The sequence below is a fragment of the Patescibacteria group bacterium genome, from assembly GCA_018897195.1.
In the GTDB taxonomy this organism is placed as follows: Bacteria; Patescibacteriota; Patescibacteriia; order Patescibacteriales; family UBA12075; genus JAHILH01.
On sequence record JAHILH010000001.1, the window covers coordinates 541,029 to 565,246 of the forward strand.

Below are 24,218 nucleotides of genomic sequence, written 5' to 3' on the forward strand. Positions count from 1 at the left end.
TAATTATTTCTTTGGAATCAATTTCTGTATCTCCGGTGGTAAAGATTTTATGTCAATTTTTTTAAGATCCACTCCAGTCACTGCACCGTCAACCGGTTGTCCCATATTTAAAAGCTGTTGATATTGACCAAGCGCATTTTTCAATAATGGTGTTAAGTAAATAGCACTCAAAATTAACGGCAAGAAAATAATTAAAAATTTTAAAAAGCCTCCGACTTTGGACCAAAAAATAAAGCTATTCATTTTCTTCATCATGACATGCATCTCTTCGCTAAGTTGCAAGTTTTTCTTCACCATCTCGCGAACATCGCCATCTGTAAGCGAGCCACCTTCATTTAAATTTTGTGTAACTGTCATAAAATTTTATTAATTTTTAAATTTATATATTTTAAAAAAATAAACTTATCTTACCTCGCAAAAATCCACATACATCTTTCCAACTTCGCACATCTTTTCCATATCGGCATCACTATATGTAGTGGCATTTTTAAAAGCATTATTCACCAATTCTACATCCGATTTAAAAGGTTGTAAAAACCATTTCTGCGCGCCCTTGATCATCTCTCCCATTTTCGCAACATCGTCAAACTCATGCAAGCCAGGCACAATAGTGCTACGAAATTCATAAGATAGACCGCTGGCTTTGATCAAAGAAATAGTTTCTGCCAAATCATCCTTGTTTATTTGCGCACCCACCACCAGGTCATATTTTTCAAAAGGTCCTTTAATATCCATGGCAATATAGTCAATCAAGCTTTGTTCTAATAAATTTTTAAGAGCTTGTGGGTTGGTGCCGTTGGTATCAAGCTTCACTTTAAAACCAAGATCTTTTAATTTTTTTATAAATTCTGGCAAATCATGATGCAATGTCGGCTCACCGCCAGTTACGACCACAGCATCAATCTTGCCCACACGTGTTTGCAAAAACTCAAAGAGGTCGCTCTCTTGAATCTGATTAAAACCAGTCCCAAGAGAACGACCTTTTTCTTTGTCATCCGAAGATGATATTCGTCCCGGCTCGACAAGCATAGGATTATAACAAAAATGGCAACGGAAATTGCAACCAGAGGTAAAAACAATTGCAGCCAAATGCCCAGGGTAATCGATTAAACTAAATTTCTCTAATCCGCCAATGATCATAAACTATCAAATAACAGCACTGCTTTCATCGCCAAGGAGTCCGCCATGGCGAACTCCAAGACAACATAGTGCTTTACAATTAATTAACAACCACAACCATCTACTTCGTATGTTTTTCGATCTACATATTCTGACTTCTTACCATTGTTCCAATTACGAGTTGGGGTGATCCACCCTACCACGCGGCTGTAGATTGTGCATTCTTGTCTTTGTGTTTGTATTGGGCTCATATTGTTTGATATGAAATAGAATTTAAAATTAAGTAATAATCCTCCTAATTATTAAATTTTATTTTCGATATTTTTATTTTAATTATATTAAATAATTGATTAGCTTAATGAATGAATTAAGTTTCTCTCATTGTCATCATTGCCTTCAACACGCTCTACAATACGTCTCTCGCCAACTGGCTCTCCATGTCTAGTAATAATTTCAACTCCTGACACTTCACCTTCGACATAACCGATTTCCTTGTCACACTTTGGACAATACTTATGCTCCCCGGATAAATAGCCATGCTTAGGGCAAATCGAGAATGTTGGAGTAATCGTAAAGTATGGCAATTTATATGTCTCAGCAATTCTCTTAACCAATGCCTTGCAAGACTCAATATCTTTAATGCGCTCACCAATAAAGCCGTGTAAAACCGTGCCGCCAGTATATTTTGTTTGCAAATTATCTTGCAAGTCTAGCGCTTCAAAAATATCAGTTGTATGACCAACCGGTAAATGGGTTGAATTGGTATAATAAGGATTAGCCCCTTGATTCTTAACCGCATCGTCATTAGCTACAATAATGTTCGGATATAATTCCTTGTCCTTCTTGGCAAAACGATAGGTCGCACCTTCAGCCGGTGACGCTTCGAGGTTGTATAGATTATTAGTTTCATTTTGGTAATCCATTAACTTCTCACGCATGAAATCCAATATTTCTTCAGCTAATTCTTTACCTTCCTTGCTAGCAATATCACGGTGAATAAAGTTCAAAAGAGCCTCATTCATGCCGTTGATACCAATAGTATTGAAATGATTCTGCCAGTAAGTTCCGAATCTTTCTTTAACGTTTTGCAGATAATGCGCTGAGTAGGGATAAAGACGGTCATCACTATATTTCTCGATAATTTTTCTCTTGATTTCCAAACTCTCTTTTGCCAAATCCATCAATTTCAACAATCTATTTTTGAAATCTTCTTTGTCTTTTGCTAAATAGCCAATACGCGCGAGGTTGATTGTCACTACCCCCAAAGAACCTGTTTGCGGATTAGCACCAAACAAACCACCACCTCGCTTGCGCAATTCACGATTGTCTAATCGTAAACGACAACACATACTACGTGCATCGTCACGGTCCATATCGGAATTAATAAAGTTTGAAAAGTACGGAATACCGTATTTAGCGGTCATCTCCCACATTGGAATCAAGGCTTCTTTATTCCAATCAAAATTCTTGTCAACATTGTAGGTCGGAATCGGGAAAGCAAACACGCGTCCAGTGGAATCACCCTCAATCATCACTTCTGCAAAGGCGCGGTTAAACATATCCATTTCCTCTTGAAACTCACCGTACTTTTCTGGCATGACCTCGCCACCGATGATTACATACTCAGCCGCAGTCATCTTAGAAGGGGTAACATCCAAAGTCACATTAGTAAACGGAGTTTGAAAGCCTACTCGAGTCGGTACGTTCAAATTGAACATAAACTCTTGCAAGGCTTGCTTAACATCTTTGTATGATAAATTGTCGTATCTAATAAAAGGAGCTAGATAGGTATCGAAATTAGCAAAGGCTTGTGCACCGGCTGCCTCGCCTTGCAAAGTATAAAGGAAATTTACTACTTGACCCAAAGCAGAGCGAAAATGTTTTGGAGCCTTGCTCTGAATCTTTTCATCCACACCACCGAAACCGCGAATCAATAAATCTTTTAAATCCCAACCACAACAATACGGTGCTAACATACCTAAATCATGAATATGGAAATCGCCATTAACATGGGCATTGCGGATTTCTTGCGGATATAATTTATTCAACCAATATTTTGCCGAAACAGCGGAAGCTAAATAATTATTTAAACCCTGAACGGAGAAACTCATATTACTATTTTCTTTCAAGCGCCAATCCGCTCGTCCCAAGTAATCCTCCATCAACTTCTCCCCTTGCATAGTATCACCAATGTCACGTAATTGTCGGTGTTGGTCACGATACAAGATATAAGCCTTAGCAATCTTTGTGTGATTATTGTTAATGATCACGCGCTCAACAATGTCCTGTACTTCTTCAACGGCTGGGATACTACGCACGTGAAATTTTTCGTTAATTTTTTTGATAGTCTCGATAGTTAACTTTTCAGCCAAAGCTTTGTTAGCTCTATCAACGGCCACTGTTGCCTTGTAGATTGCTTTTTCAACTTTTTTGGGGTCAAAATTTACAATCTCCCCAGATCTCTTTATAATCTGTTTAATTGTTTCTCTATGCATGGGCTTTGTGCAAAAATTAGATTTATCTTTTCATAAAAATAACTTTCAACTATTAATTTTTCTTTTTATTAGTAGTTTTTTTATCAATCAATTTTTCTAGTTCCTCCAAGAATGTTTCCGCATCCTCAAATGACTCATACACACTGGCAAATCGGATATAGGCCACCTTGTCCACCTTCTTCAAGTGATCCATAATAATCTCACCAATCAAATCAGAGGCTATTTCCGTTTTACGTAGCGCTTGCAAATCGCGCTCAATGACATTGATTAATTGTTTAAAATCTTCGTCGCTAATTGGTCTCTTCTCCAATGACCGCCTTAAGCCCTTAACTATCTTCTCTCGATTATAGGCTTCTTTACGACCATCCTTTTTCACAATAGTCAGGTCCAAAATTTCGACTGACTCATAGGTGGAGAAACGAAATTCACATCTTAGACATTCTCGACGTCTCCGGATTGATAATTCATCCGCTGATACCCTTGAATCAACCACTTTTGTATCTTGATGACTGCAAATTGGACACTTCATAAATTATTTTGCTAACTTTTAAGGAAATACCACATCTTGTGTTACCTATTATTATTATACCACTATATATAGTGTAGTCAAGATGGATAACTTTATTCATTTTTAGGGCAAATTGTGCATTTTTTTTATAATATAGCACTAATAGCTTACAAGACAAGAAGTTTTGACCTGTGGATATGTGCATAAGTACAAAAAAGGACGAATAATTTCTTATTCGTCCTTTAAATTTATAGTGATTTTGAAAAATCCTACTGTCTCATTACCTTAGGCAATTTTATTTCTTTTTCCACATCTTCAACCTCCTTATTAATAAACTCTTCCGAGATATCCAGTGACTCTTGTAACTTCTCCTTAACACGTCGCTCAGACTCAGATAGGCCCGGTTTCTTATCAGCCATTTGCATCAACTCATCCACCTCTTCGCGCAAGGCTGCAAAGATTTTACCCAATTTCATCTTAACCTCAGTAGTTTCGCTCTTGATCCTGGTTTTCTCATCGAAAAACTTTTTCTTTACATAATGAATATAAAGAGACAAAAGCATGATAATTATTAACAACACTATAATCACCCAAACTCCATACTGATCAACTAACGATGGTGCTTGTAGAGTTAAAAGATTTTTAGAGCTATTTAAACTCTGCGCACCCCGGTCATCAATTATCTTAGCCCAAATGTCATAATTACCCTTTGCCAAACGGCCGTTATGGAAATAGGACCAATTACCACTATCATCAGTCTTGGTGGTAAATTCTTCTGGATCATTTTTACCGCTGGCAATAAAAATTTTAACAGTCACTCTTGGATAAAAACTAGTTCCCTGAATTACCAAGTCTTCTGCTTTGGTAATTAATTTAGGGATACTACTAATAATCGGCGCTCGCAAAGGATCAATCATGAACATAGCGGCTGACGTCGCGATGTTATTCGCCTTATCAATGGCAGTAATTTCAATTTTACGCTCACCTGGTTCAAGTGGAGTTAATTGATAGTAACCCTTATCCACCTCTTCTGGTTTTACCTGTTCTAATTTATTGTCTATTTTTACAGTATAATGATCGATTCCGGAAGCGACATCTTTAGTCCTAAAACGTAAACGTGGTGCCGGATTAGTGGTGTCTCCACCAGTGTCCACGGTAATAGAAAAATTCTCTGGCGGTGTCACATCAATCATGAATTTACGGTGTGAAGGCTGACTCCAACCAGCTTTATTCTTATACTTTAAATGGAAATACCATTCACCGTCTTTAGTATTTTCAAATATTTTTGATTCAATTACGCTTTCCATGGTCGTGCCAGGGTCGGTCGTTGGTTTACTGTCAATGACATAATTAATACCAACTAAATCAGGCAACAACTTCCAAATAAACTCTGGCTTATTGTTTTGATACCAAATAGTTGTTTCTTGATGAGTCTTAGAACTAATTTCTGGCAATGGTGGCAAAAGTCCTGAATTATCACCAGTTGTTGTCGGAGTTTCCTTTTTCGGTTCTTCTTTTTTCGGTTCTTCTTTTTTAGCCGCCTCTTTAATAGTGAATTTAGCATTACCAAATCCGCTAAAAATATTTGTTCCCCTACCATCAGCCGCTAAAATTGTTCCTGAGGTGAAAGTTACATTTGTGTCACCAACCTTTTTAGTGCTAAAGGTGACACTAAAAACCTCACCAGCTGTACCCTTATAAGAGCTTGGGGATCCACCGCCAAAAGTAATTGTGCCAGCCGTATTGGAATATGTCGGTTCCGTTGTCCATAGATTGAATATTGAACTTCCTTTAGAAACTGCTGTTACCAACAAAGCGCTTGAATCATATTTAAGAGAGCCTTCACCAGCGTTAATACCAACTCCGCCGCCACTGTTGATCATTACCTTGACTGTAAAGTTCTTACCAAGATCATATGAGCCGGTACTAGGTGAAACAAAAAGAGTAGCTCCAGCTGCACTAACCGGACTACCCAACCATGGCAAAATTGCCATATTAAAAATAAAAAATAATAATAATTTAATTTTTTTCCTCCTTATCATAATATCGTGTTTAGGCCCGCCGTCACGGACAAAATTATTTATTAAAAATTATTTCTCATTCAGCGCAAACAGAGAGAATTAAAATCCATTCCTTAAACTTCTAGCAATAATTTCTGCTTCTACCGAACTAAGATCCACGTTAATCTTCTTTCGTCCTCCTCCTTGCAAACGCAATAATGGCAACCTTAAGATTAAAACTCCTTTTTTAAATTTTGCACTTACATTTGCCACATTAACCTCTTGCGGTAGAATGATTTGGCGATAAAATGGTCCCCACTGACATTCTTGACGTAAATATTTTTTTTCCACGAATTCACCCGTCTCCTCTTCTGGTAATTTTGGCAATTCTCTTTTTCCCTGAATAGTGACTACGTCATTTTCATTCTCGATTGTAATATTAACCTCGCTAATATTAATACCGGGAATCGGTGCATAAACAATCACTTCAGTCGGTGTTTGAAAAATATCCACGCTCAACTGCATAAAACCAGACGCCTTTTTCGGTTGCCCAGTTTTAACTTCACCAGAAGCATCTTGATGCCCCTCCTCAACTTTTACTTTTAATTTATCTAAAAAACTCATATTAACTTAAAGTTATCAACAGATTATTTTTATATTTAGATTATACCACAAAATTCAAAAAAAATAAATTTTCTAACCCCTACCCAGTCCAATAGAACATCATAATTGAAAAGTCAATTAAATCAACCTTGCCGCTATTGTTTTGGTCAGCGCAAACGTCGGCGGTATTCCAATTGTAAAGCAAGATGGAAAAATCAACGATGTTTACTTTGCCATCTTGATTTAAATCACCCCCAGAGCACGCGCCAGCAGGTTTTTGTTCAGCTATCACATTCAAATTATACTCCAGCGCCTGCGAAAAGCCGCTAGTGCCCGCTCCAGTTACAGTAATTCTCGCTTTTACCAAGTATTGGCCGCTTGCCAACTTGCTCGTATCAATATTAGTGCTCCATCTACCATTCACATCAGCCATAGATGTTGCCTTTATAATTTCAGATGCTAATACTGCGGTCGTTTTTTTGGGATAAAGCCAGGCCTCCACACTCGCTAGTGGCACTGCCCCTCCATAAACATTTAGCATAACACTGGATTGATTATTAATTGCAATTGTGGGCGCTAAAATTATATCTGAAACGGTAGTTTGGGTATCTTGCTGAATAAAAAAGGTCGTAGAATAAGTAACCGACCTACTTCCCAACGAATCATTAGCCCACAAACCAAATGAATAAGTGCCTTGACTTAAATCTTCTAAAAATCCCTTAAAAACACCCTTGGCATCTGTCTTGATCAAGCCAGCCGTCTGCCCGTCCTTTAACACATTGACATCCGTATTCGGATACGCAAATCCTATTAAAATAACCCCTGGCGCGCCTGGCAATGGCGGATAAGGCAAATAACTCCCGCCACCAGAACCTATTAAAGTACCTGTGCCGCCGCCGGAACCGCCGCCGGAACCGCCGCTACCAGATGATGTACCACCACCACCGGTGTTAGTGCCTGGGCCGGTCCCTGGGCCAATGCCATCTCCCGTACCACCACCGGAACCAGTGCCTCCCGCACCATCGCCAGATAAGTCCCCGGAACTCCCGGAAACTGCTGTAATACTAAATGTTATATCATAGTCAACGCATTCTTCTACTACCGGAATAAAGAAATTGGTGGTCACACCAACTATTTCATCATATGTTGATGATGCAATCTGATAATGACACTCACTCACGTCATCTCCGCTTCCATTACCATCATCACAGCGAACAAAAAAATTATATGTACCACCAGCACCCAAACCATTAAGTAAAACTGTATGATAATAGCTTTTTTCACCACCGACATAAGAAAAACTATTAGTCATTAAAGCATAAGGAGTCCCCGAGGCTGTTGAATAACGACAAAAGCCTTTATAATTGGTCATCAAGGACATAATAGTTTGCGTGGTGCCAAAACTCAACCAACCACTTGGTGAACCATCCATTGCCTTACGCATAATATAACTACTTGTTTTGACTGGATTAACAATCGCCACCCTGGTACTGCCACCCTCTATTCTAACACCGTTCTCGCTATAAGTATCAACATAAATAATTCGCGACTCAATCTGTCCAGGATTAAGAATTCCCCTATCACCAACATCTCCATATTGTGCATTTTTGCCCAAAAGAATGCGGACATAATCACCGGCTGCCACCCCTGTAGATGTGTTTAAATCAATAAAAACTTTAGCTTGACCACTTGTTAAAACCGCCGAGGCACGATCAGAGATAATATTTTGAAATTCTGAAACTTCCCTGTCCATAAAGGGACCATTAAACGTTGGTCCGGTCGCAAAATCAACATCAGTATAATCGAAACCATCTTCGAGCGTAAAATAGCCTGGATCAAAAACAACTTGCACCTTGCCTCCGGCTGGAATACCTTTAGAAACTTTAAAAATAAATTCATGGTTCGCAAGAACGTCAGGATTAGAAGTGGAAATTCGATCAGTCAAACTAGTCATCGCAGAAAGACTATATGCAAAAAAAAGCGAAACAACCGCCAAGAGAAAATAAATAATTTTTGTATCCTTAATTAATCTCATGAAAATAATTTTGATTTTTGAGTCATTTTTTAATTAATTAATTTTTAAATCCCGTCATTCAAAATTTGAAATTAAAAATTCAAAATTAGTACTATTTTACACATCTAAATCCAATGCCCGCACCAGCAAATGATGGTGGTGATACTAAATACATTGCGTAAACACCTGCTCCAGCACCATTATCCCAATAACCACCACGCGCCATACCCCTTAAGCCGGCATTTTTTATCCAAAAATAATCACTATTAAAATTAGCGTCCGCCTTGTCTTGATTTGTCTCCACTGATAAACCATTAATATCTACGGACATGATATTGCCTGATTCCGGTAATTTTTTTCCCTCATAAATACCGTCATTAATCTCTTCCTTGACCCACTCCCAAACATTGCCCACCATATCATAGGCGCCGGCCGCCGATACGCAATTTTTACCAGATCCGGTTAGGCCTGGCTGCTCGCTCCAATTATTTTTTACATGACAATCATCAATACTCCACTGCGTCTCCAAATCTGGCGTACCCAATGAGGCTAAATACCACTCCTCATTACTGGGCAAGCGCTTACCCGCTTTCGCACAAGCAGTCATTGCCTGCGTTTGTGAAATAAAACGCCACGGTTTTTTATCAGGTAACGAGTCGGCCATGCACTCTTTTCGATTAACATTATCTCGACTGTCTAATTGATTAACTACTTCCTGATTTGGACAATCCTTTCCTGGCGACGCTTCATACTCATCGATACAAAATCCACCTTTGTCGGTCGCAATAAAAACCATATTAACAGGACACAAGTCGGACGACTTATTGCCAACCATCCTACCAACTAAGGATTCAGAAAAATTATCATAATGATCAGCCGCGTCAATACCAATAGTTACCAAAAACAACGCGACCACACTAATTATTAATGATTTTATTATTTTAGACATTATTTATTGTTAAATTTAAATTCTACCGTTTCTTCGTCTGTGAAAATCCATGAAAAAATTTACTACTATTAAAACTAATAACACTATCACACCTATGCCAGTCGCATAAATTATACGATTCTGAACTATATCAGTGCTACTTAAATTTTTTTCTCGACTAGCCAATGCCTGCTCTCTCTCGTTCAGATTATTTTCCTTTTCTTTAAGTTGGATCGCTAATTTACTGAAAGGATTTTCCGGAATACTTACCGACATGCCGACCGCCTGACTAAATTGGGCGCCAAAAAATTTACCAATATTCAAGGGATTGGCTCCGAGGATGTTAAAAAACGATAAAAAGATTATTGCCAAGAAAAAAACTTTTAAATCATGAATAAAGCGGAAAATTTTATGAAACATATATTTTATTTACCCTCACCCTAAACTTTACACCCGGCGTAGCGCAGGCGCCATCACGCGGGGCGAGGAAGATTAAATGGTAGTTAAATTATTACCTAACACAGCGAAAGCCAACGCCAGGACCGGCATAAGAAACGTCAGGAACTGCGTAAATCGCATATTGCCCAGCATCTTCACCATTATCCCAATAGCCGCCACGAGCAATAGTTCTAACATCGTTCTTTTTTATCCAAAAATAATCATTATAATAGTTTGGATCTTTGTTTTCCCTGTCAGTTTTAACAGGAAAAGAATCAGCATCAACGCCGGCAATATAACCGCTTTCTGGCATTTCTTTGTCACCTATCTTGCCATCAATAATTGAGCCATCAATCCACTCCCAAACATTGCCAATCATGTCATAAACACCAGATGATGAAACGCAGTTCTTACCACTACCGGTTGGTCCGGGACTATCAGGCCAATTCTTTTTTACATTACAATCATCACCCTGCCAACCAGAATCAAGATCTGGTGTTCCCAATGAGGCCTGAAACCATTCCTTGCTAGTTGGTAAACGCTTTCCCGCTTTAGCACAAGCCATCACGGCTTGATTCTGGGAAATATTACGCCATGGCTGCTTGTCCACCTCTGACACGGCGGCACAATCCTTGTAATTTAAATTTATTCTGGTGTCTTGCTGATTAGCTGGATCACTATTCTGACAACCACTGCCTACTGATGCTTCATATTTATCAATACAAAAGCCCCCCGTTGGTGAAGTAATAAAAACCATATCAGCTGAACACGGACCAGTGCCAACATCCTTGCCGTTTCCAAAATAACCATCGCTCGCCTTAATTCCCAGAGTCGTCAAAGCCACCGCAATTATTGTTACAATAATCTCTTTTAAGCCAAGCAATCTTTTCTTTTTTAGGTTGATTGTTTTAAACATTTATCAAATATTAATTTGTCGGCACAAAACTTTTACCAATAATTACTACCACATCTTCTTCTTGTCCATCCACCGCTTCAACTATGGCCTTACGATCAATTAATGACTTAATTTCTTCTGCATATTTTACATCTCCCTTTTTATAGCGAATCAGGGTTGTTTCATAATTATAATTATCTGCATTGCCAACCTGAGCCGCTTCATATTTTTTTTGACCAATCAGCTCAACTACCTTATTAGCCATACCTGCTACACCACCGCCATTCAAAACTTTAATCAATAATTCACCATTGGCCTTGGGAATAATTTCATCAATCTCCTGAATCTCTTCCGAACTAGTCGCCTCCGACGTAAGCATCTCATTGCCACTAGACGCATTTTCAGCACTACTAGTTGCAATACTTCCCTCGCTGCTAGTGGCCATATCTTCCCCTGCAACCTCGTCCGTTTTATCAGTCTCACTAGAACTAGCGACCTCAATTGACGGCTCTGTTTGTCTCACTTGTTCAGCTGCTTTATTGTCTTGATATAATTTATTATAATCAACTCCTTGGCCCGACTTGCCAAAATAATACCAATAAACAAAACCAGCTGCCACAAATAAAAACACTAGAATAAAAATCACAAACTTTTTAAAACCGCTCCGTTTAACATTTTTCATAACTTCATCACTTCTCTCCATCGCTGTTTGCGAAGAAGCTCTTAAATTAACAACTTTTTTTTCATCCGCCGCGGCCTTGGCGAAGGATGACCTGTTTGCTAACGTAGCAACCGGACGCTTTTCAATCATCTTTTCAGTCACCACCCTATTTATTCTCTCATTTTTCGGAACTATACCATTTGCTAACTGCACAGAGCGAATTGAACGCTTGATATATGATTTAATGGAAAACACAATCAACAAGAACAAGAACAATAGACTGCCACCGATAATCAACAAAGGCTTTAAATAAATCACCCAAAAGTATACCGTCTGATCAATCGTTTCTCGCTCCTTACTGCCATAACTCAAAAGTAGTTGAGCTTTATAGCGCCCCATCTCTGTTAGGCTACCGCTGCCCTGCCAAGAAAAATCCCACGTTCTCGTATTACCTGGCAAGACATTGCCAAACTCGCTTTGATGATTTAAAGTTATAACCTCTTTAGTTTTTCCAAAAAAATCATAAACACGAATTTCACCCTGAGGTTGAATATGAACATTGCCCAAATTTTCAAATTTTACCTTAAAATCAACTTTTGGCTCAAAATAGAAATCTTTATTGGTGGAAAATTCTCGAATACGACCGTCTTCCTTTATATCACCACTCACACTTAATAAAATCAAAGACGACAACATTGAAGAAATTTTAACCACTGAGCCATCCAGTTTATCTCTTGGTGGCTTTGTTCCAATTAAAATCGCAGCATAATGTCCGCCAGGCTCAGCACTCTTGGGAACGTCAATCACAAAAGGAACATCCACACTTTTAAAGGCTGGTATTATTACCTTTTCGTCTTCCATTACAATCCAAGAACTTAAGCGCACTTTATCTTCTTTCTCTTTGTCATTTGGTGCTGGCAAAAACTCGACCGTTCCACCGTTGTCACCACTTTTAAAATCCAAAACCTGCGTATAAACCTCAACGTCCTCCGCGTTATTATTAACCACCTTAATCGAACTCTTCCAAATCTGGCCCGGATTAACATTATTCTTAATCATCGGCGGCGCAATCGACAAGGTCATCCCCTCAGCGTGCATTAGCATAGGGAAAAACATCAAGACTGCTATAATCAATACTTTTCTCAACATATATTTTAATTTTTAAGATTAATCACTCCGTCGTCATCATCCTCATCGTCTTCATAAATATCATTATCAGCTTGACGTCCATATTTCACATGTCGCGACTTTCTGAACAGCAAGAAAGTTAATAAGAAGGTTACTATAAATAATCCAATTCCAAAAATTATCAAATATTTAATTGGAAAAACCCAAAAATAAATCGTATCTTGTAAATCCCTTCTCATTTTATTGCCATACTCTGCTTCAAGTTTAGCCTTAAACTTACCAAAACCACCAGCGTCATTTGTCCATTGAATTTCAAATTGCGTGCTAGATCCTTTTTCAATTGCTGTACTTAGGGAATTAATACCCACCTGTCCCACTTGCTGATTTCGACGATTATAGATTAAAATTTCCCCAGACGGCGTCACTGGCACATTACCGTTATTTTTTATTTGTAAATCTAAAATTGCCGGATACTTAGTAAAAATATTTCTGCTGGCTGCAAATTTTTCCACCTGAGCCTTTTCTACAATCTGATCACCAACTTCAATATTTACCAAAATCTGTGAAGCAGCACTAACACCGACTTCAGCGATTGCCCTATTCGAACCTTCGGAAAAAGCAATCACGGAATGATAAACCCCTGGTGTAGCCGTTAAATTTACATCAATCTGTAAGGGAACTTCCACCTCTGCACCAGGATCCAGGCTGATTACACCCCGCTTAATTGATGTCCACTTTGTAATCGAAGTTTTCTGGTCAAGCTCTGAGGGAGTTAAAATCGCCCTACTGCCATCAGGTAAAATATCAAATAAAATCGCATACAACTCAATTTTGTTGGCTTTTTCATTTTTAATCTTAACGGTATATTTCAGAATATCCTTAGCCTTAGCTTTTTCATCAATAACTGACGGGCTAACCTTAATGCCATCAGCCTTAACCCCTATGGCGAAAAATAATAGAAATAAAATTGTTATAATTTGTATTTTTTTCATAAACTATGCCAAGAAAAAAAAGTAAACCGCCGATACAATCAGAAAGACGACTATAAAAACAACCAACAAAACCATACCCATGTGCGCTGTTGGCGATGTCCCCCTTCTTGCTTTTGAAATCTTTGCATTAGTGACACCAGCTCTTTGCATCGCCCCTCGAACAGCTCTATCTTTATAAAATTTAATAATAAAGAAAAAGATAAGCAGGGTAATTATCAAACTAATCAAAACTGGTCCGACAATCTTCCACGGGATAATCCAAAAATCTTTCTCAATATAAATACTTTGTTTGCCCTGACCACCATTTGAGGCTGATGTTCCATAGGATAACCCCAACTTGGCTGTATATTTTCCAAAGCCAAAGTCATCTTTCCAGTGTTCGGTAAATTTTCTTTTTGAGTTAGGCAAAACATTGCCACCACCATTGTTAACATCAATAATTTTCACCTCTTTGCCAAACATATTTTCAATTCTAATTTCCCCCAGAGGCTTTATATGGATATTGCCACTATTTTGAATTCTAATCGCAAACTCCACATCAAATGGTGTTCCATAAAAATCCTTATTAGTATTAAACTCTCGGACATCAGCTCGTTCATCAACTTCGCCTTTCACTTGTAATAAAACCAAAGAACCAGCCTGTTGGGCAATGGACATGCCAGCACCCTTATCTGGACTATTAACGTCAATTTTTGGTGCCTCGGAGCCAAAAAAGACACCACCATAATAGCCACCTGGACCAACATTGTCAGGCACTCTAATTACAAAAGAAACCGTCTTTTCTTCGCCGGGCTTAAAATCCATTCCCTGATCGGTAATCTCAATCCAAGAAGCAACAAAATTTCCCGTTTCCGTGCCAGGTTTAATTAAACGCGGCGTTCCAGACTCATCATCTTCGTTCGCTCTAAAGTCTTTCAAGTAAGCAAATAAAGTTTTTGGAATGTCAGAACTATTAGTCACTTTAATCTCTCTCTGTAAAACTTGCCCCGGTTCCACCAACTCCTCCACTCGTACTGGGCTAATTTTAATGCCAACTTCAGAGGCATTTTGCGCCTTAACAAAATCGGTCTGCAAAAATATTAACGATAAAAAACTGAGAAAAACTAATAAGAAATTGATTTTTTTCATGGTAATGAGACTAATCTACACTAACGAATTTAAACAAACGGCTATTGCAAATTATATTTAAAATTATTTATAAACAATTTAGTATTTACTGATTATATTATAACAAAAAAACGATAAAAAACAAAATCTCATAACTGGCAAGTAATTTACAATAGCTTTGCTTTATCAGATATAATGATTCCTTATTTTTACTCATCGAGAATTACATGCTTGTTAATTTGTATTATACTTGTCCATATCCTATAATACAAAAATAAGCTTATTGGATATTATTTATGATTTTTTTTAAAGAAATAAAAGCCCTAGGCACTGAAATAGAGGTTTATCTTCAAGATGAGCCAAAAAAGGATTTTGCGTCCGACTTTGCCGAGCTCGAAAAAGTTATCGTTGATTTTGAACAATCATTTAGCCGCTTTTTAGATAACAGTGAAATAAACCACCTAAATCAATCTGCGAACATTTTTTCTGCTAGTGATGAAATGATTAAAATCTTGCTTTTGGCAAAAAATTATTATCAAGAAACCGAGGGCATTTTTGATCCCACTATTCTGCAATCCTTGGAAGATCTTGGCTATAAAAAAAGTTTTCCCTTTAACGAACCGGGAGATGCCAACCATGATCAAAGTGAAATTAATTTTCAAAAAATAATTATCAACGAGAATGAAAAAATAATCTCCAAACCAAATAATCTTAAGATTGATTTGGGAGGTATCGGTAAGGGCTTTCTCGTCGATAAACTTGTAAACATAATCAGGGCTAAGGAATATAAAAATTTTTGGGTTTCTGCCGGTGGCGACATGTATCTTTACGGTCTCGCCGAAAATAATGAGCCGCATCAAATAGGCATTCAAAATCCGCTCGATTTGGAAAAAGACATTATTCACGTTCAAGTCCCGGAAAAAGGTTTAGCTATAGCTACTTCGGGCATAGCTAAAAGGCAGTGGATAAAGAACGGCCGAAGCTATCACCATCTCATTGACCCACGAACCGGATTATCGACCGATAATAACTTACTAGCCGTCACAATTGTCGCCAACACCGTCATTGAGGCTGATATTTTTGCTAAAACCGTTTTTATTCTTGGCCAAGAACAAGGCTTGAGTTTTATCAACGAATACAATGGCATTGAGGGCTTGCTCATTAATAAAGGCAATAAAATCATCCCATCGCAAAATATGTCTGATTATTTAATTAAAGGTTATAAATAAACAAGTCTAAATTTATCCAAAATAAAAACGACCGTTGACGGTCGTTTTTATTTAAGAAAATATTTTAATTTTTTTCATAATACTACCCATGGCATCTTCGGCAGCCATCACTATCGGATTCATAAACGGCCACGGCGTCAGACTAGGATGAGCAATATAATTAAACTTTAATAATTTTAAAATATGTAATTTCAGACCGATAGCGAAACTAGCTACTTCGGCTGACGGAATTACGCCACTCCCAAAGGCCTCGTAACCAACCAAGCGCATTGTCAGTCCGGCAAAAATCAACTTCACCTCCAGCGGTTGCACCTTCTTTAAATCACGATAGAGATCAGTTGAACTTGCTCGACCAATGGCCACAAATTTATATTTTTTTCGAGCTTCTTCTTCGGTTAAACCAACTGAGGCATAATCCTTGCCCAAAATCTTAAAAGCAAAGGCACCAGTTGAACCAGCATAAGCAATCGGATAACCAGCCATTTGATAACCAACAACTTTCGCCTGTTGGATTGCCGAACTCGCCAGGGAGCTGGGCTTGCTCTCACCAGTCACAGCCGACAAGGGCACACAACAATCGCCGCAAGCGTATATATTCTTGATATTAGTGCGCATCTTCTTGTCAACAAGAATACCAAACTTATTCGCTTTAATTCCCGTACCAGCAATTACCTCTAAATTAGGCTTAATGCCCGTCGCCATAATTACTAAATCTGCCTCCACAACCACCCTTTTGCCATTATGATTTATCTGAACTTTTTTTCGCTTCGCTTTTGTTTCCTTAATTTCAACGACCTCACTTTCAAATAAAACCTTAATGCCATTTGTCGTTAAGTTGTCAACAATCTTTTTGGCAAATTCTTGATCCGAAAGACCGGATGAGATATTATGTGCATACTCCACTAAATGAACATCTAGACCCTTGCTACGCAAAGCTCCGGCCATTTCCATGCCAATTACCCCCGCGCCAATCACCACCGCGCTTTGTGCTTTTTTGGCACCAGCTTGGATACCAGCAGCATCAGAACTAGTACGGACGGTGTAAACACCAGCTAAATCACTACCAGGAATTGGCAACTTCACAGGACTGGCGCCAGTCGAAATCACTAAATAATCATAGTCATAAGCTTTACCCACATCAGTTGTAACCTGTTTTTTGCGCACATCAATGCTAATGGCTTTTTCGTGCACAATATCAAATCCATATTCGGTAAACATACTTTCTGGCTGCACTGAAGCCTTGACCGTCGTCTCCCCCGTTAAAATATAAGGGGTGCTACAACGACAATAAATATCCGCCTCGTCTGAGAACACCGTAGTTTTAAATTTATTTTTTTTAAGTTGCGAAGCGACGATTAAACTAAACATACCGGCACCTCCACAACCAATAGCTAAGATTTTTTTCATTAAAGTTTTAAATTAGAATAAGGGCTAAGCGCCCTATATTTATAATAGCACAATTTTTAAAATTTGATAACAGAAAAGACCTCATGCCATTATTTTATAGCCAATATAAATCCCCAAAAAACCACCCAGGCCGCTAAAAATAATAGACGTCATCGAAAAACTACTCACCCCCCAAAGCATGGGGACATAAGAACCTCCATAGGAACCAATAGTCATTAACATCATAATAATTGTTTTCTTCATATAAAAATATTATTCATAAAAAGTTGGGACCAAGATATAAATCATTTCCGTTTCATAATCACCCGCCTCTTGCATACTACCAATTCCCAAACGATATACCAAATCAACAGTTTCGTTAACTACTGGTATTTGACTAAAGGATACTTCTTTCATGCTAGTTTCAAATTTAGCGTAGGTATCATCTGGGGCAAACCTTGATGGTGCCAGACCAGACAAGGTATCATCACCAGTGTGGTAACCAAAGGCACTAGGGTTTGGCGCCACTGACCATCCGACTGGAGATTCATTGGTCGCCACAAGTGGATTAATATCAGAACCATTGGTCGAAATCAAATTTTGTTTTTGATACACAAAAAGTTGATAACCGCCACCGGCATTTGTCGAAATATTAAAGCGATGTACCCCTACTGCCTCTTCGTTTGGCAAAATAGTACCGAAGTTCATACTATTAGCCGTTGAATTAATATTTGTTACCACGCCCTCCGTACTGGAGCCAGTACTAAAACCTTGAAGCGAATAAGTGAAGGCTCCGGCGCTGGTAACAAGACTAGGATAAATATAACCATCATTATTGACAACTGGCGCATTTCCTTGAATATCATAGGTACGGAAATAATAAGTCGTTGAAATTGGTGCATCATTATTGTTAATTGTAAATTCAAATTCAACTTTTTCATTAGCTAAATGAACATAAGTTGACGTTGAAAGTCCAGACTCATTATGAGTTGCCCCCAAGCTAATACCGGACAAGAGTGGTGTGCTTACTAAATCACCGTCATTATCAACACCATTGCCATATGTCCAAACAGCCGTTGTTGAACTAATTTCACCAACAAAATTAACGTCGGCAGAAAAATCCGAATATGTTGAATATTGCAAACGCATCTTTACATTACTGCCAGTTATTCCCTCGAATTCATGCAGGGCGATACGCAACTTAGCTGAAGCACCATTCACCACATCACTCGGCGTTACGTCCTCACTCGCCATTGTACTAGTCGGCGTTTCGTTCTGTTGGTCATTATACCAACGCCAATTTTCGCTCTTAGCTAAATAACGAATAATCACCACCTGTTCGCCAAAAGAAACGGCCTTGTTGCCAAATTGATCATAGGCCCAAATTCTAAAAACATATTGCTTGTTCGTTTCCAGTCCGGTAACTGTTGTCGTAGTCGCGCCATTAAAATTTTGAACACCTAAATTAGGGTCAGAAGATGAGGCCCACATCATATCAGATTCTGTTACACCAGAGTCGCCTTCTTTATAATAAATTCGATACTCTCTAAAATGTGTGTCTGTTGAGGTGGCGACAGCCAAGGTGACGCTATTACTGGTTTTCTTTGTATAAAACAAATCAGCGGGCACACTTGGATTAACCTGATCAATTACAACGGTTGTTGTTGCTGAAACAACCTGATCTTCATAACCATCATTAGTCGTTAAACGCGCACAATAAGTTGCGTCTACACCAGGCAGATCTTGATCTGAACGCCAATTAAAATTAACAGTATTTGAGCCATACTGTGTAACAATCTTTCTCGTTGAAGTTCCAATCTGATAAATAGCATTGTTGTCAATTAATGGATCCCCAAAATCAGCCGTCGTTTTTTCATCCGCTTCGTCAATGCTTGGGTCCAAAGTTCCGCCAGAAAAATCACAATTAGCGTTAGCCACGTATTCTAATCTTGCTGTATTCAATTCTCGTCCTAAATCATTTATCTCAATAGATGCCGACACAACTCCAGTGCCATCAGTTTTTTGCGCAAATGAATTAAATATTCCTGTTGGTGGTGGTGCTAAAGTTAATTCCGGATATACGCCATAAGTATCTAAAAGACCCCCCTCATCAGTTGCACGGAAGCAATAGGTTTCGCCAGAGACAGCGTTTGCCGTTGCCTGAAAAAGATATTCTACCTCAGTTTTCTCTCCACCATTCAAGGAAATAACCTGAGTGGTATTCGTAGCCTTTTTAATCATTTGTCCAGCCACAAAATTATAACCATCATTCGATAACCATTCAGAGGTTGGATCATTTTCATTAAAATACAAACTGTCCGCAATTCTAAAAGCCTCAGTTGTCTCAATCACGGGTACTGCCTCCCAAGTTGCCACATTCTGACAAGTACCATTCTTAACGCCGTATTCAATGCGATATTGATAATTATCGGCTACCCAATCACCAGAATTTGCCAGAGCCAAACGCACACGAATGCTTTCATTTTTACCAATATAATTGCCAACTGTTGGATCAGTGGTGTCTTCCGCTTCTCGCCAGGTCGCGGTTACAATTGCCGCTGTCGTTGTTGCCATTTCCACGGTCGAACTGGATTTATTACCATATAAATCATAAGCCCAAATATTAAAGACATACTCCGTACTACCTCTTAAGCCCAACAAATAGGTTGTGGTAGCACTATTAAAACTTATATTGCCTAGATTGGAATCATCATAGCTATTAATCTCCGTATCATCTTCGGTTACACCGCTAGCTGCCTTTTTATAATAAATCTTATAGTCACTAAAATTAGTATCGACCGTCGCTGCTCCATAGCCAACCGTCACGCTCACTCCCGTTACTGCCACACTGCTTAATGAACCCGGATTAATTGGCGCCACGTTATCAATTACCAGGGTTGTTGTTGCCAAAATTATCTGATTATCATAATCATCATTTACTGTTAGGCGTAAGCAATAATTACCATTAGCTGTTGGCACATCAAACTTAGTTAACCAATCAAAATTAACAGTGTTTGAGCCTGATGATGTAATAATCTTTCCGGTACTGGTGCCGATTTGATATGTTTGTGCGTTATTAATACCCACAGTCCCATAGTCAGAAGAAATATCTATTTGAGCTTCGCTTAAGGTTGGGTCACCAGGGGAAATAAAATTACAAGTTGTTCCAGTTGCATACTCCAACTTTGCCGTACAAGTATCACCATTAACATCATAAACTTCGATAGAGACATCAACTACGCCGGAACCATTCGTCTTTTGGGCAACAGAGTTAAAGGTTCCTGTCGGTGGTGAGTTTGTGATATAGGTAACCTGATCAGAGGCAGTCTTATTGCCATATTGATCATAGGCATAAATCTTGAAACTATATTGCGTATTATTATTAAGCCCACTCACCGTTGTTGTTGCCGTACCATTAAAATTAATATTGCTCAAATCACTGTCAATGTGCAATGTGTCTGATTCCGTAACCGTACTAGCGCCCTCACGATAAAATATTTTATAGGTCGCAAAATTAGTTTCAGTCGTCGTCGCTCCAAAGCCTAAGGTAATCGAGGTGCCAGATTTACTATTCAAAGACAAAGACCCTGGCTGAGTCGGCGCCAAATTATCAATATAAACCGTAGTGGTCGCCAACACGGCCTGATCATCACGCTGATCATTTGCCGTCAAGCGTAAACAATAAGTCCCCTCCTGGTTATTAACATCAAGTTGTGACAACCAATCAAAATTGACAGTGTTAACGCCACTGGTCAAAATCCAACCACTCGCATTACCAATTTGATAAGTATTACTATTCAAAATCTTAGCATCGCCCTGTGTTGAGGTGGCATTTTCATCAGTCTGATCCAAGCTTGGTTTAAGCGGAGACGCAAAATTACAAGCCGCTCCTGCCACATACTCTACTTTTGCCTGTGAATTATCATTATTGGTATCATTAACCTGTATCACCAAATCAGCTACCCCGCTACCGTTGGTTCTAAAATTAGCTGCCGAGAATGTTCCCGTTGGTCGATTATTGGTATAATAAGCGATTTCTGTAGCCTTGTTTTTGTTACCCGCTTGGTCATAGGCCCAAATATCAAAGACATATTGCGTATTCTCCAAAAGACCAGTCACTAGCGTTGTGGTAGCGCCATTATAGCTTTGGTAAGCCAAATTAGCATCGGAGGTGGAAGCATGTAAGCTATCAGCCTCGGTTACTCCCGAAGCAGCTTTCTTGTAATATATTCTATATTCTAAGAAATTACTTTCAGTCGTGCTCGCTCCCAAATTCAAGGTCACACTATTATAAGTTCTAGTGTTTAAACTCAAATTGCCCGGCACTGTTGGTAACACCGTATCAATTTTTAGATTAGGTTTCACAAAATTAAAATCCGTCCAAGCTGAACAAACCCCGTTATCATCACAAGCCAATACCTGCCACTTATAACCGCTTGTAGCATCTGGAACATTAGCGATTGTTACTTGCCCAGTAAAAGGTGTAACACTATAATCACCGACTGCCGAGCTTACTTTCCAGATTGCGGAAGCACAGGCGCTAAAATCAGTTCCCGAAGAACAAGCATTGCCTGGCTCACCGGCATCGATTGTAAAATTTGCGCCATTGCCGATAAATTGATAGTAAATAGATATTGCCTCACTCGTATCTTGATCAAATACCGAAGATTTTAGTTTTAAACTTGCTTCGTTTAGCCAGCCACTATTAACAATGGTAGTGGCACCATCATTTTTTAATTGTAACAAAGAAGCCGGCGCTTGTGGCACATAGTTAGTTGTAAAACTATATTCAGTCGCACTCGCCTTATTGCCATACAAATCATAGGCCCAAATATTAACTACGTAGGCTGTGCCGGCCAATAAACCACTCATCGTCGTCGTCGCCTTATTATTATAATTTTGACTATTTAAATTAGTGTCAATCAATTCAGTATTACCTTCTGTGACACCACTCGTGCCTTGCTTATAAAAAATCCGATAACGATAAAAATTTTCTTCTGTACTGGACGCACCAAAATTCAAGTCAACACTGTCGGTTCGTTTAGCATTTAAAGACAGCTGCCCCGCTGCGGTTGGATTTTGATTATCAATATAAACCGTTGTCGTTGCTGATACTACTTGATCAGCCAGACCATCGTTTACCGTTAAGCGCAAACAATAAAGACCACTCTGATTAGGAATATTGCTCTTGCTCAACCAATCAAAATTAATCGTATTCGCTCCCGGAGAGGTCGTTAACCAACCAGTGCTTGTACCCACCTGATAAACACTATCATTATCAACAACCGGGATACCATAATCAGCGCTAATATCAATAGTATCCAATACCGGATCAAGTGGTGTGCCAAAATTACAATCTGCTCCGGCAACATAATCCAGTCGTGCCCGTAAAGTATCGTCATTGTCATAGTCATCAATCTGAATAGAAACATCCACCGCTCCCGAACCATCTGTTTTTTGAGCTACTGAGTTAAAGACGCCGGTTGGCGGATTAGTTGACGAATCAGTGGTTATTGAAACTTCGGTCGCACTCACCTTGTTCCCGGCTTGATCATAGGCCCAAATATTAAAAACATATTGCGTTCCCGCTGCCAAGTTTTGCACCAAGGTTGTAGTTGCCCCATTAAAATTAATATTGGCTAGATTAATATCCGTACTCGAAGAATGACTTAAATCATTAACCGTGACACCACTACCGCCGACTTTATAAAAAATCTGATATTCCAAAAAATTATCCTCTGTGGTGGTAGCCCCAAAATTCAAAGTCACCGACGTATTAGTTTTCGCGTTAATCGTCAAATTTCCCGGCGTGGTCGGATTAACTGCATCAACCTTTACATTCGGAATCGTCAAATTAAATTTACTCCAATTTGAACAAGCCCCACCATCATCACAGGCCAAAACTTGCCACTTATAACCAGTAGCTGCAGTCGGCAAAGAAATAATATTACCCTTATCCGTAAACGGGGTTGCGCTATAATTACCCGACGCCGAAGTAACTGACCAAATTTTATTCGTACAAGTTTCAAAAGACACCCCAGATGCGCAAGCGCCAACTGGCGCAGTGGTCGCAGTTGTAAAACTACCGGCATTAGCTAACAATTCAAAATACAAGATTACAACCTCACTTGTATCAGAATCATTCGCAGATGCCTTGAGGTTGATCTGATCTTCATTTTGCCATTGACCGTTAGCGATCTCCGTTGCTCCATCTGCCTTCAACTGTAATAAAGTCGTCGGCGCTGCGGGCGCATTATTAGTTGAAGCACTAAGCTCGGTATTGGCCACGGCCTTATTTCCCGCCAAGTCATAAGCCCAAATATTAAACACATAAGTAGTCGCTAAATTCAAACCAGTAATAGTTGTCGTGGTCGCCCCGGCGTAATTAATATTATTTAAATTCGCATCATTAAGCGCCGTCCAAGCTGAATCACCTTCAGTCACGCCACTGGTGCCAACTTTATAATAAATCTTATATTCTTTAAAATTACTTTCTGTTGTGCTCGACCCAAATAATAAAGTTACGGAATTATTCGCATTGCGGACAAAACTCAAATTACCCGGATTAGTCGGTGTGTGCGCATCGACCCCAGGACGATTGGTTGCATCAGCAGTCGTGTAGCTTGGTGATTGATTACCAGCCGCATCTTTGATAGTGAAATTAATCGGTAAATCATCTGAATCTAAACGATCAGTCTGCCCTTCTTGAACAGTG

Annotated in this window: 18 protein-coding genes; 1 reads left to right on the plus strand and 17 read right to left on the minus strand. The window is 39.0% G+C overall.

Going from position 1 to position 24,218, the window contains the following annotated elements:
* Positions 1-3 precede the first annotated feature (3 nt).
* From KKD45_02680 to KKD45_02745, 14 genes are all read right to left on the minus strand, one after another.
* Positions 4-357 (minus strand): hypothetical protein, encoded by a 354-nt coding sequence (locus tag KKD45_02680; GenBank protein MBU4309406.1) that lies wholly within the window; start codon positions 355-357, stop codon positions 4-6.
* A 45-nt stretch (positions 358-402) separates the two neighbouring features.
* Complete coding sequence (locus KKD45_02685) at positions 403-1,140, minus strand: anaerobic ribonucleoside-triphosphate reductase activating protein (GenBank protein ID MBU4309407.1); 738 nt, start codon at positions 1,138-1,140, stop codon at positions 403-405.
* A gap of 83 nt (positions 1,141-1,223) precedes the next feature.
* A complete protein-coding gene (locus KKD45_02690; GenBank protein MBU4309408.1) occupies positions 1,224-1,370 on the minus strand; it encodes an anaerobic ribonucleoside-triphosphate reductase in 147 nt (48 codons plus the stop codon).
* 99 nt (positions 1,371-1,469) lie between these two features.
* Positions 1,470-3,614 carry a ribonucleoside triphosphate reductase gene (locus KKD45_02695; protein ID MBU4309409.1) on the minus strand — a complete coding sequence of 715 codons (2,145 nt, stop codon included), beginning with the start codon at positions 3,612-3,614 and terminating at the stop codon, positions 1,470-1,472.
* 52 nt (positions 3,615-3,666) lie between these two features.
* Positions 3,667-4,143, minus strand: a complete 477-nt coding sequence (nrdR, locus tag KKD45_02700; GenBank protein MBU4309410.1) for a transcriptional regulator NrdR — start codon at positions 4,141-4,143, stop codon at positions 3,667-3,669.
* A 248-nt stretch (positions 4,144-4,391) separates the two neighbouring features.
* Positions 4,392-6,116, minus strand: a complete 1,725-nt coding sequence (locus KKD45_02705) for a cohesin domain-containing protein (GenBank protein ID MBU4309411.1) — start codon at positions 6,114-6,116, stop codon at positions 4,392-4,394.
* Between the two features lie 126 nt (positions 6,117-6,242).
* Positions 6,243-6,746, minus strand: a complete 504-nt coding sequence (locus KKD45_02710) for an Hsp20/alpha crystallin family protein (GenBank protein ID MBU4309412.1) — start codon at positions 6,744-6,746, stop codon at positions 6,243-6,245.
* A gap of 79 nt (positions 6,747-6,825) precedes the next feature.
* A complete protein-coding gene (locus KKD45_02715) occupies positions 6,826-8,760 on the minus strand; it encodes a hypothetical protein (GenBank protein MBU4309413.1) in 1,935 nt (644 codons plus the stop codon).
* A gap of 91 nt (positions 8,761-8,851) precedes the next feature.
* Positions 8,852-9,688, minus strand: a complete 837-nt coding sequence (locus KKD45_02720) for an SUMF1/EgtB/PvdO family nonheme iron enzyme (GenBank protein MBU4309414.1) — start codon at positions 9,686-9,688, stop codon at positions 8,852-8,854.
* A 15-nt stretch (positions 9,689-9,703) separates the two neighbouring features.
* On the minus strand, positions 9,704-10,087 hold the full coding sequence (locus KKD45_02725; GenBank protein ID MBU4309415.1) for a hypothetical protein: 384 nt from the start codon (positions 10,085-10,087) through the stop codon (positions 9,704-9,706).
* 91 nt (positions 10,088-10,178) lie between these two features.
* On the minus strand, positions 10,179-11,021 hold the full coding sequence (locus KKD45_02730; protein ID MBU4309416.1) for a formylglycine-generating enzyme family protein: 843 nt from the start codon (positions 11,019-11,021) through the stop codon (positions 10,179-10,181).
* 10 nt (positions 11,022-11,031) lie between these two features.
* Positions 11,032-12,810 (minus strand): LytR C-terminal domain-containing protein, encoded by a 1,779-nt coding sequence (locus KKD45_02735; protein MBU4309417.1) that lies wholly within the window; start codon positions 12,808-12,810, stop codon positions 11,032-11,034.
* Positions 12,811-12,815: 5 nt separating this feature from the next.
* A complete protein-coding gene (locus KKD45_02740; protein ID MBU4309418.1) occupies positions 12,816-13,781 on the minus strand; it encodes a hypothetical protein in 966 nt (321 codons plus the stop codon).
* A gap of 3 nt (positions 13,782-13,784) precedes the next feature.
* Positions 13,785-14,909, minus strand: a complete 1,125-nt coding sequence (locus KKD45_02745) for a DUF916 domain-containing protein (GenBank protein MBU4309419.1) — start codon at positions 14,907-14,909, stop codon at positions 13,785-13,787.
* 275 nt (positions 14,910-15,184) lie between these two features.
* Between KKD45_02745 and KKD45_02750 the strand changes: the two genes are divergently transcribed.
* Entirely contained in the window at positions 15,185-16,117 is a 933-nt protein-coding gene (locus tag KKD45_02750; GenBank protein ID MBU4309420.1) for an FAD:protein FMN transferase, read from the plus strand.
* 51 nt (positions 16,118-16,168) lie between these two features.
* On the opposite strand, the gene KKD45_02755 is transcribed toward KKD45_02750, so the two are convergent.
* From KKD45_02755 to KKD45_02765, 3 genes are all read right to left on the minus strand, one after another.
* Entirely contained in the window at positions 16,169-17,524 is a 1,356-nt protein-coding gene (locus tag KKD45_02755; GenBank protein ID MBU4309421.1) for an FAD-dependent oxidoreductase, read from the minus strand.
* Between the two features lie 81 nt (positions 17,525-17,605).
* Complete coding sequence (locus tag KKD45_02760) at positions 17,606-17,767, minus strand: hypothetical protein (protein MBU4309422.1); 162 nt, start codon at positions 17,765-17,767, stop codon at positions 17,606-17,608.
* A 9-nt stretch (positions 17,768-17,776) separates the two neighbouring features.
* Positions 17,777-24,218: fibronectin type III domain-containing protein (locus tag KKD45_02765; GenBank protein MBU4309423.1), on the minus strand; the 6,442-nt coding region annotated here is incomplete at its 5' end.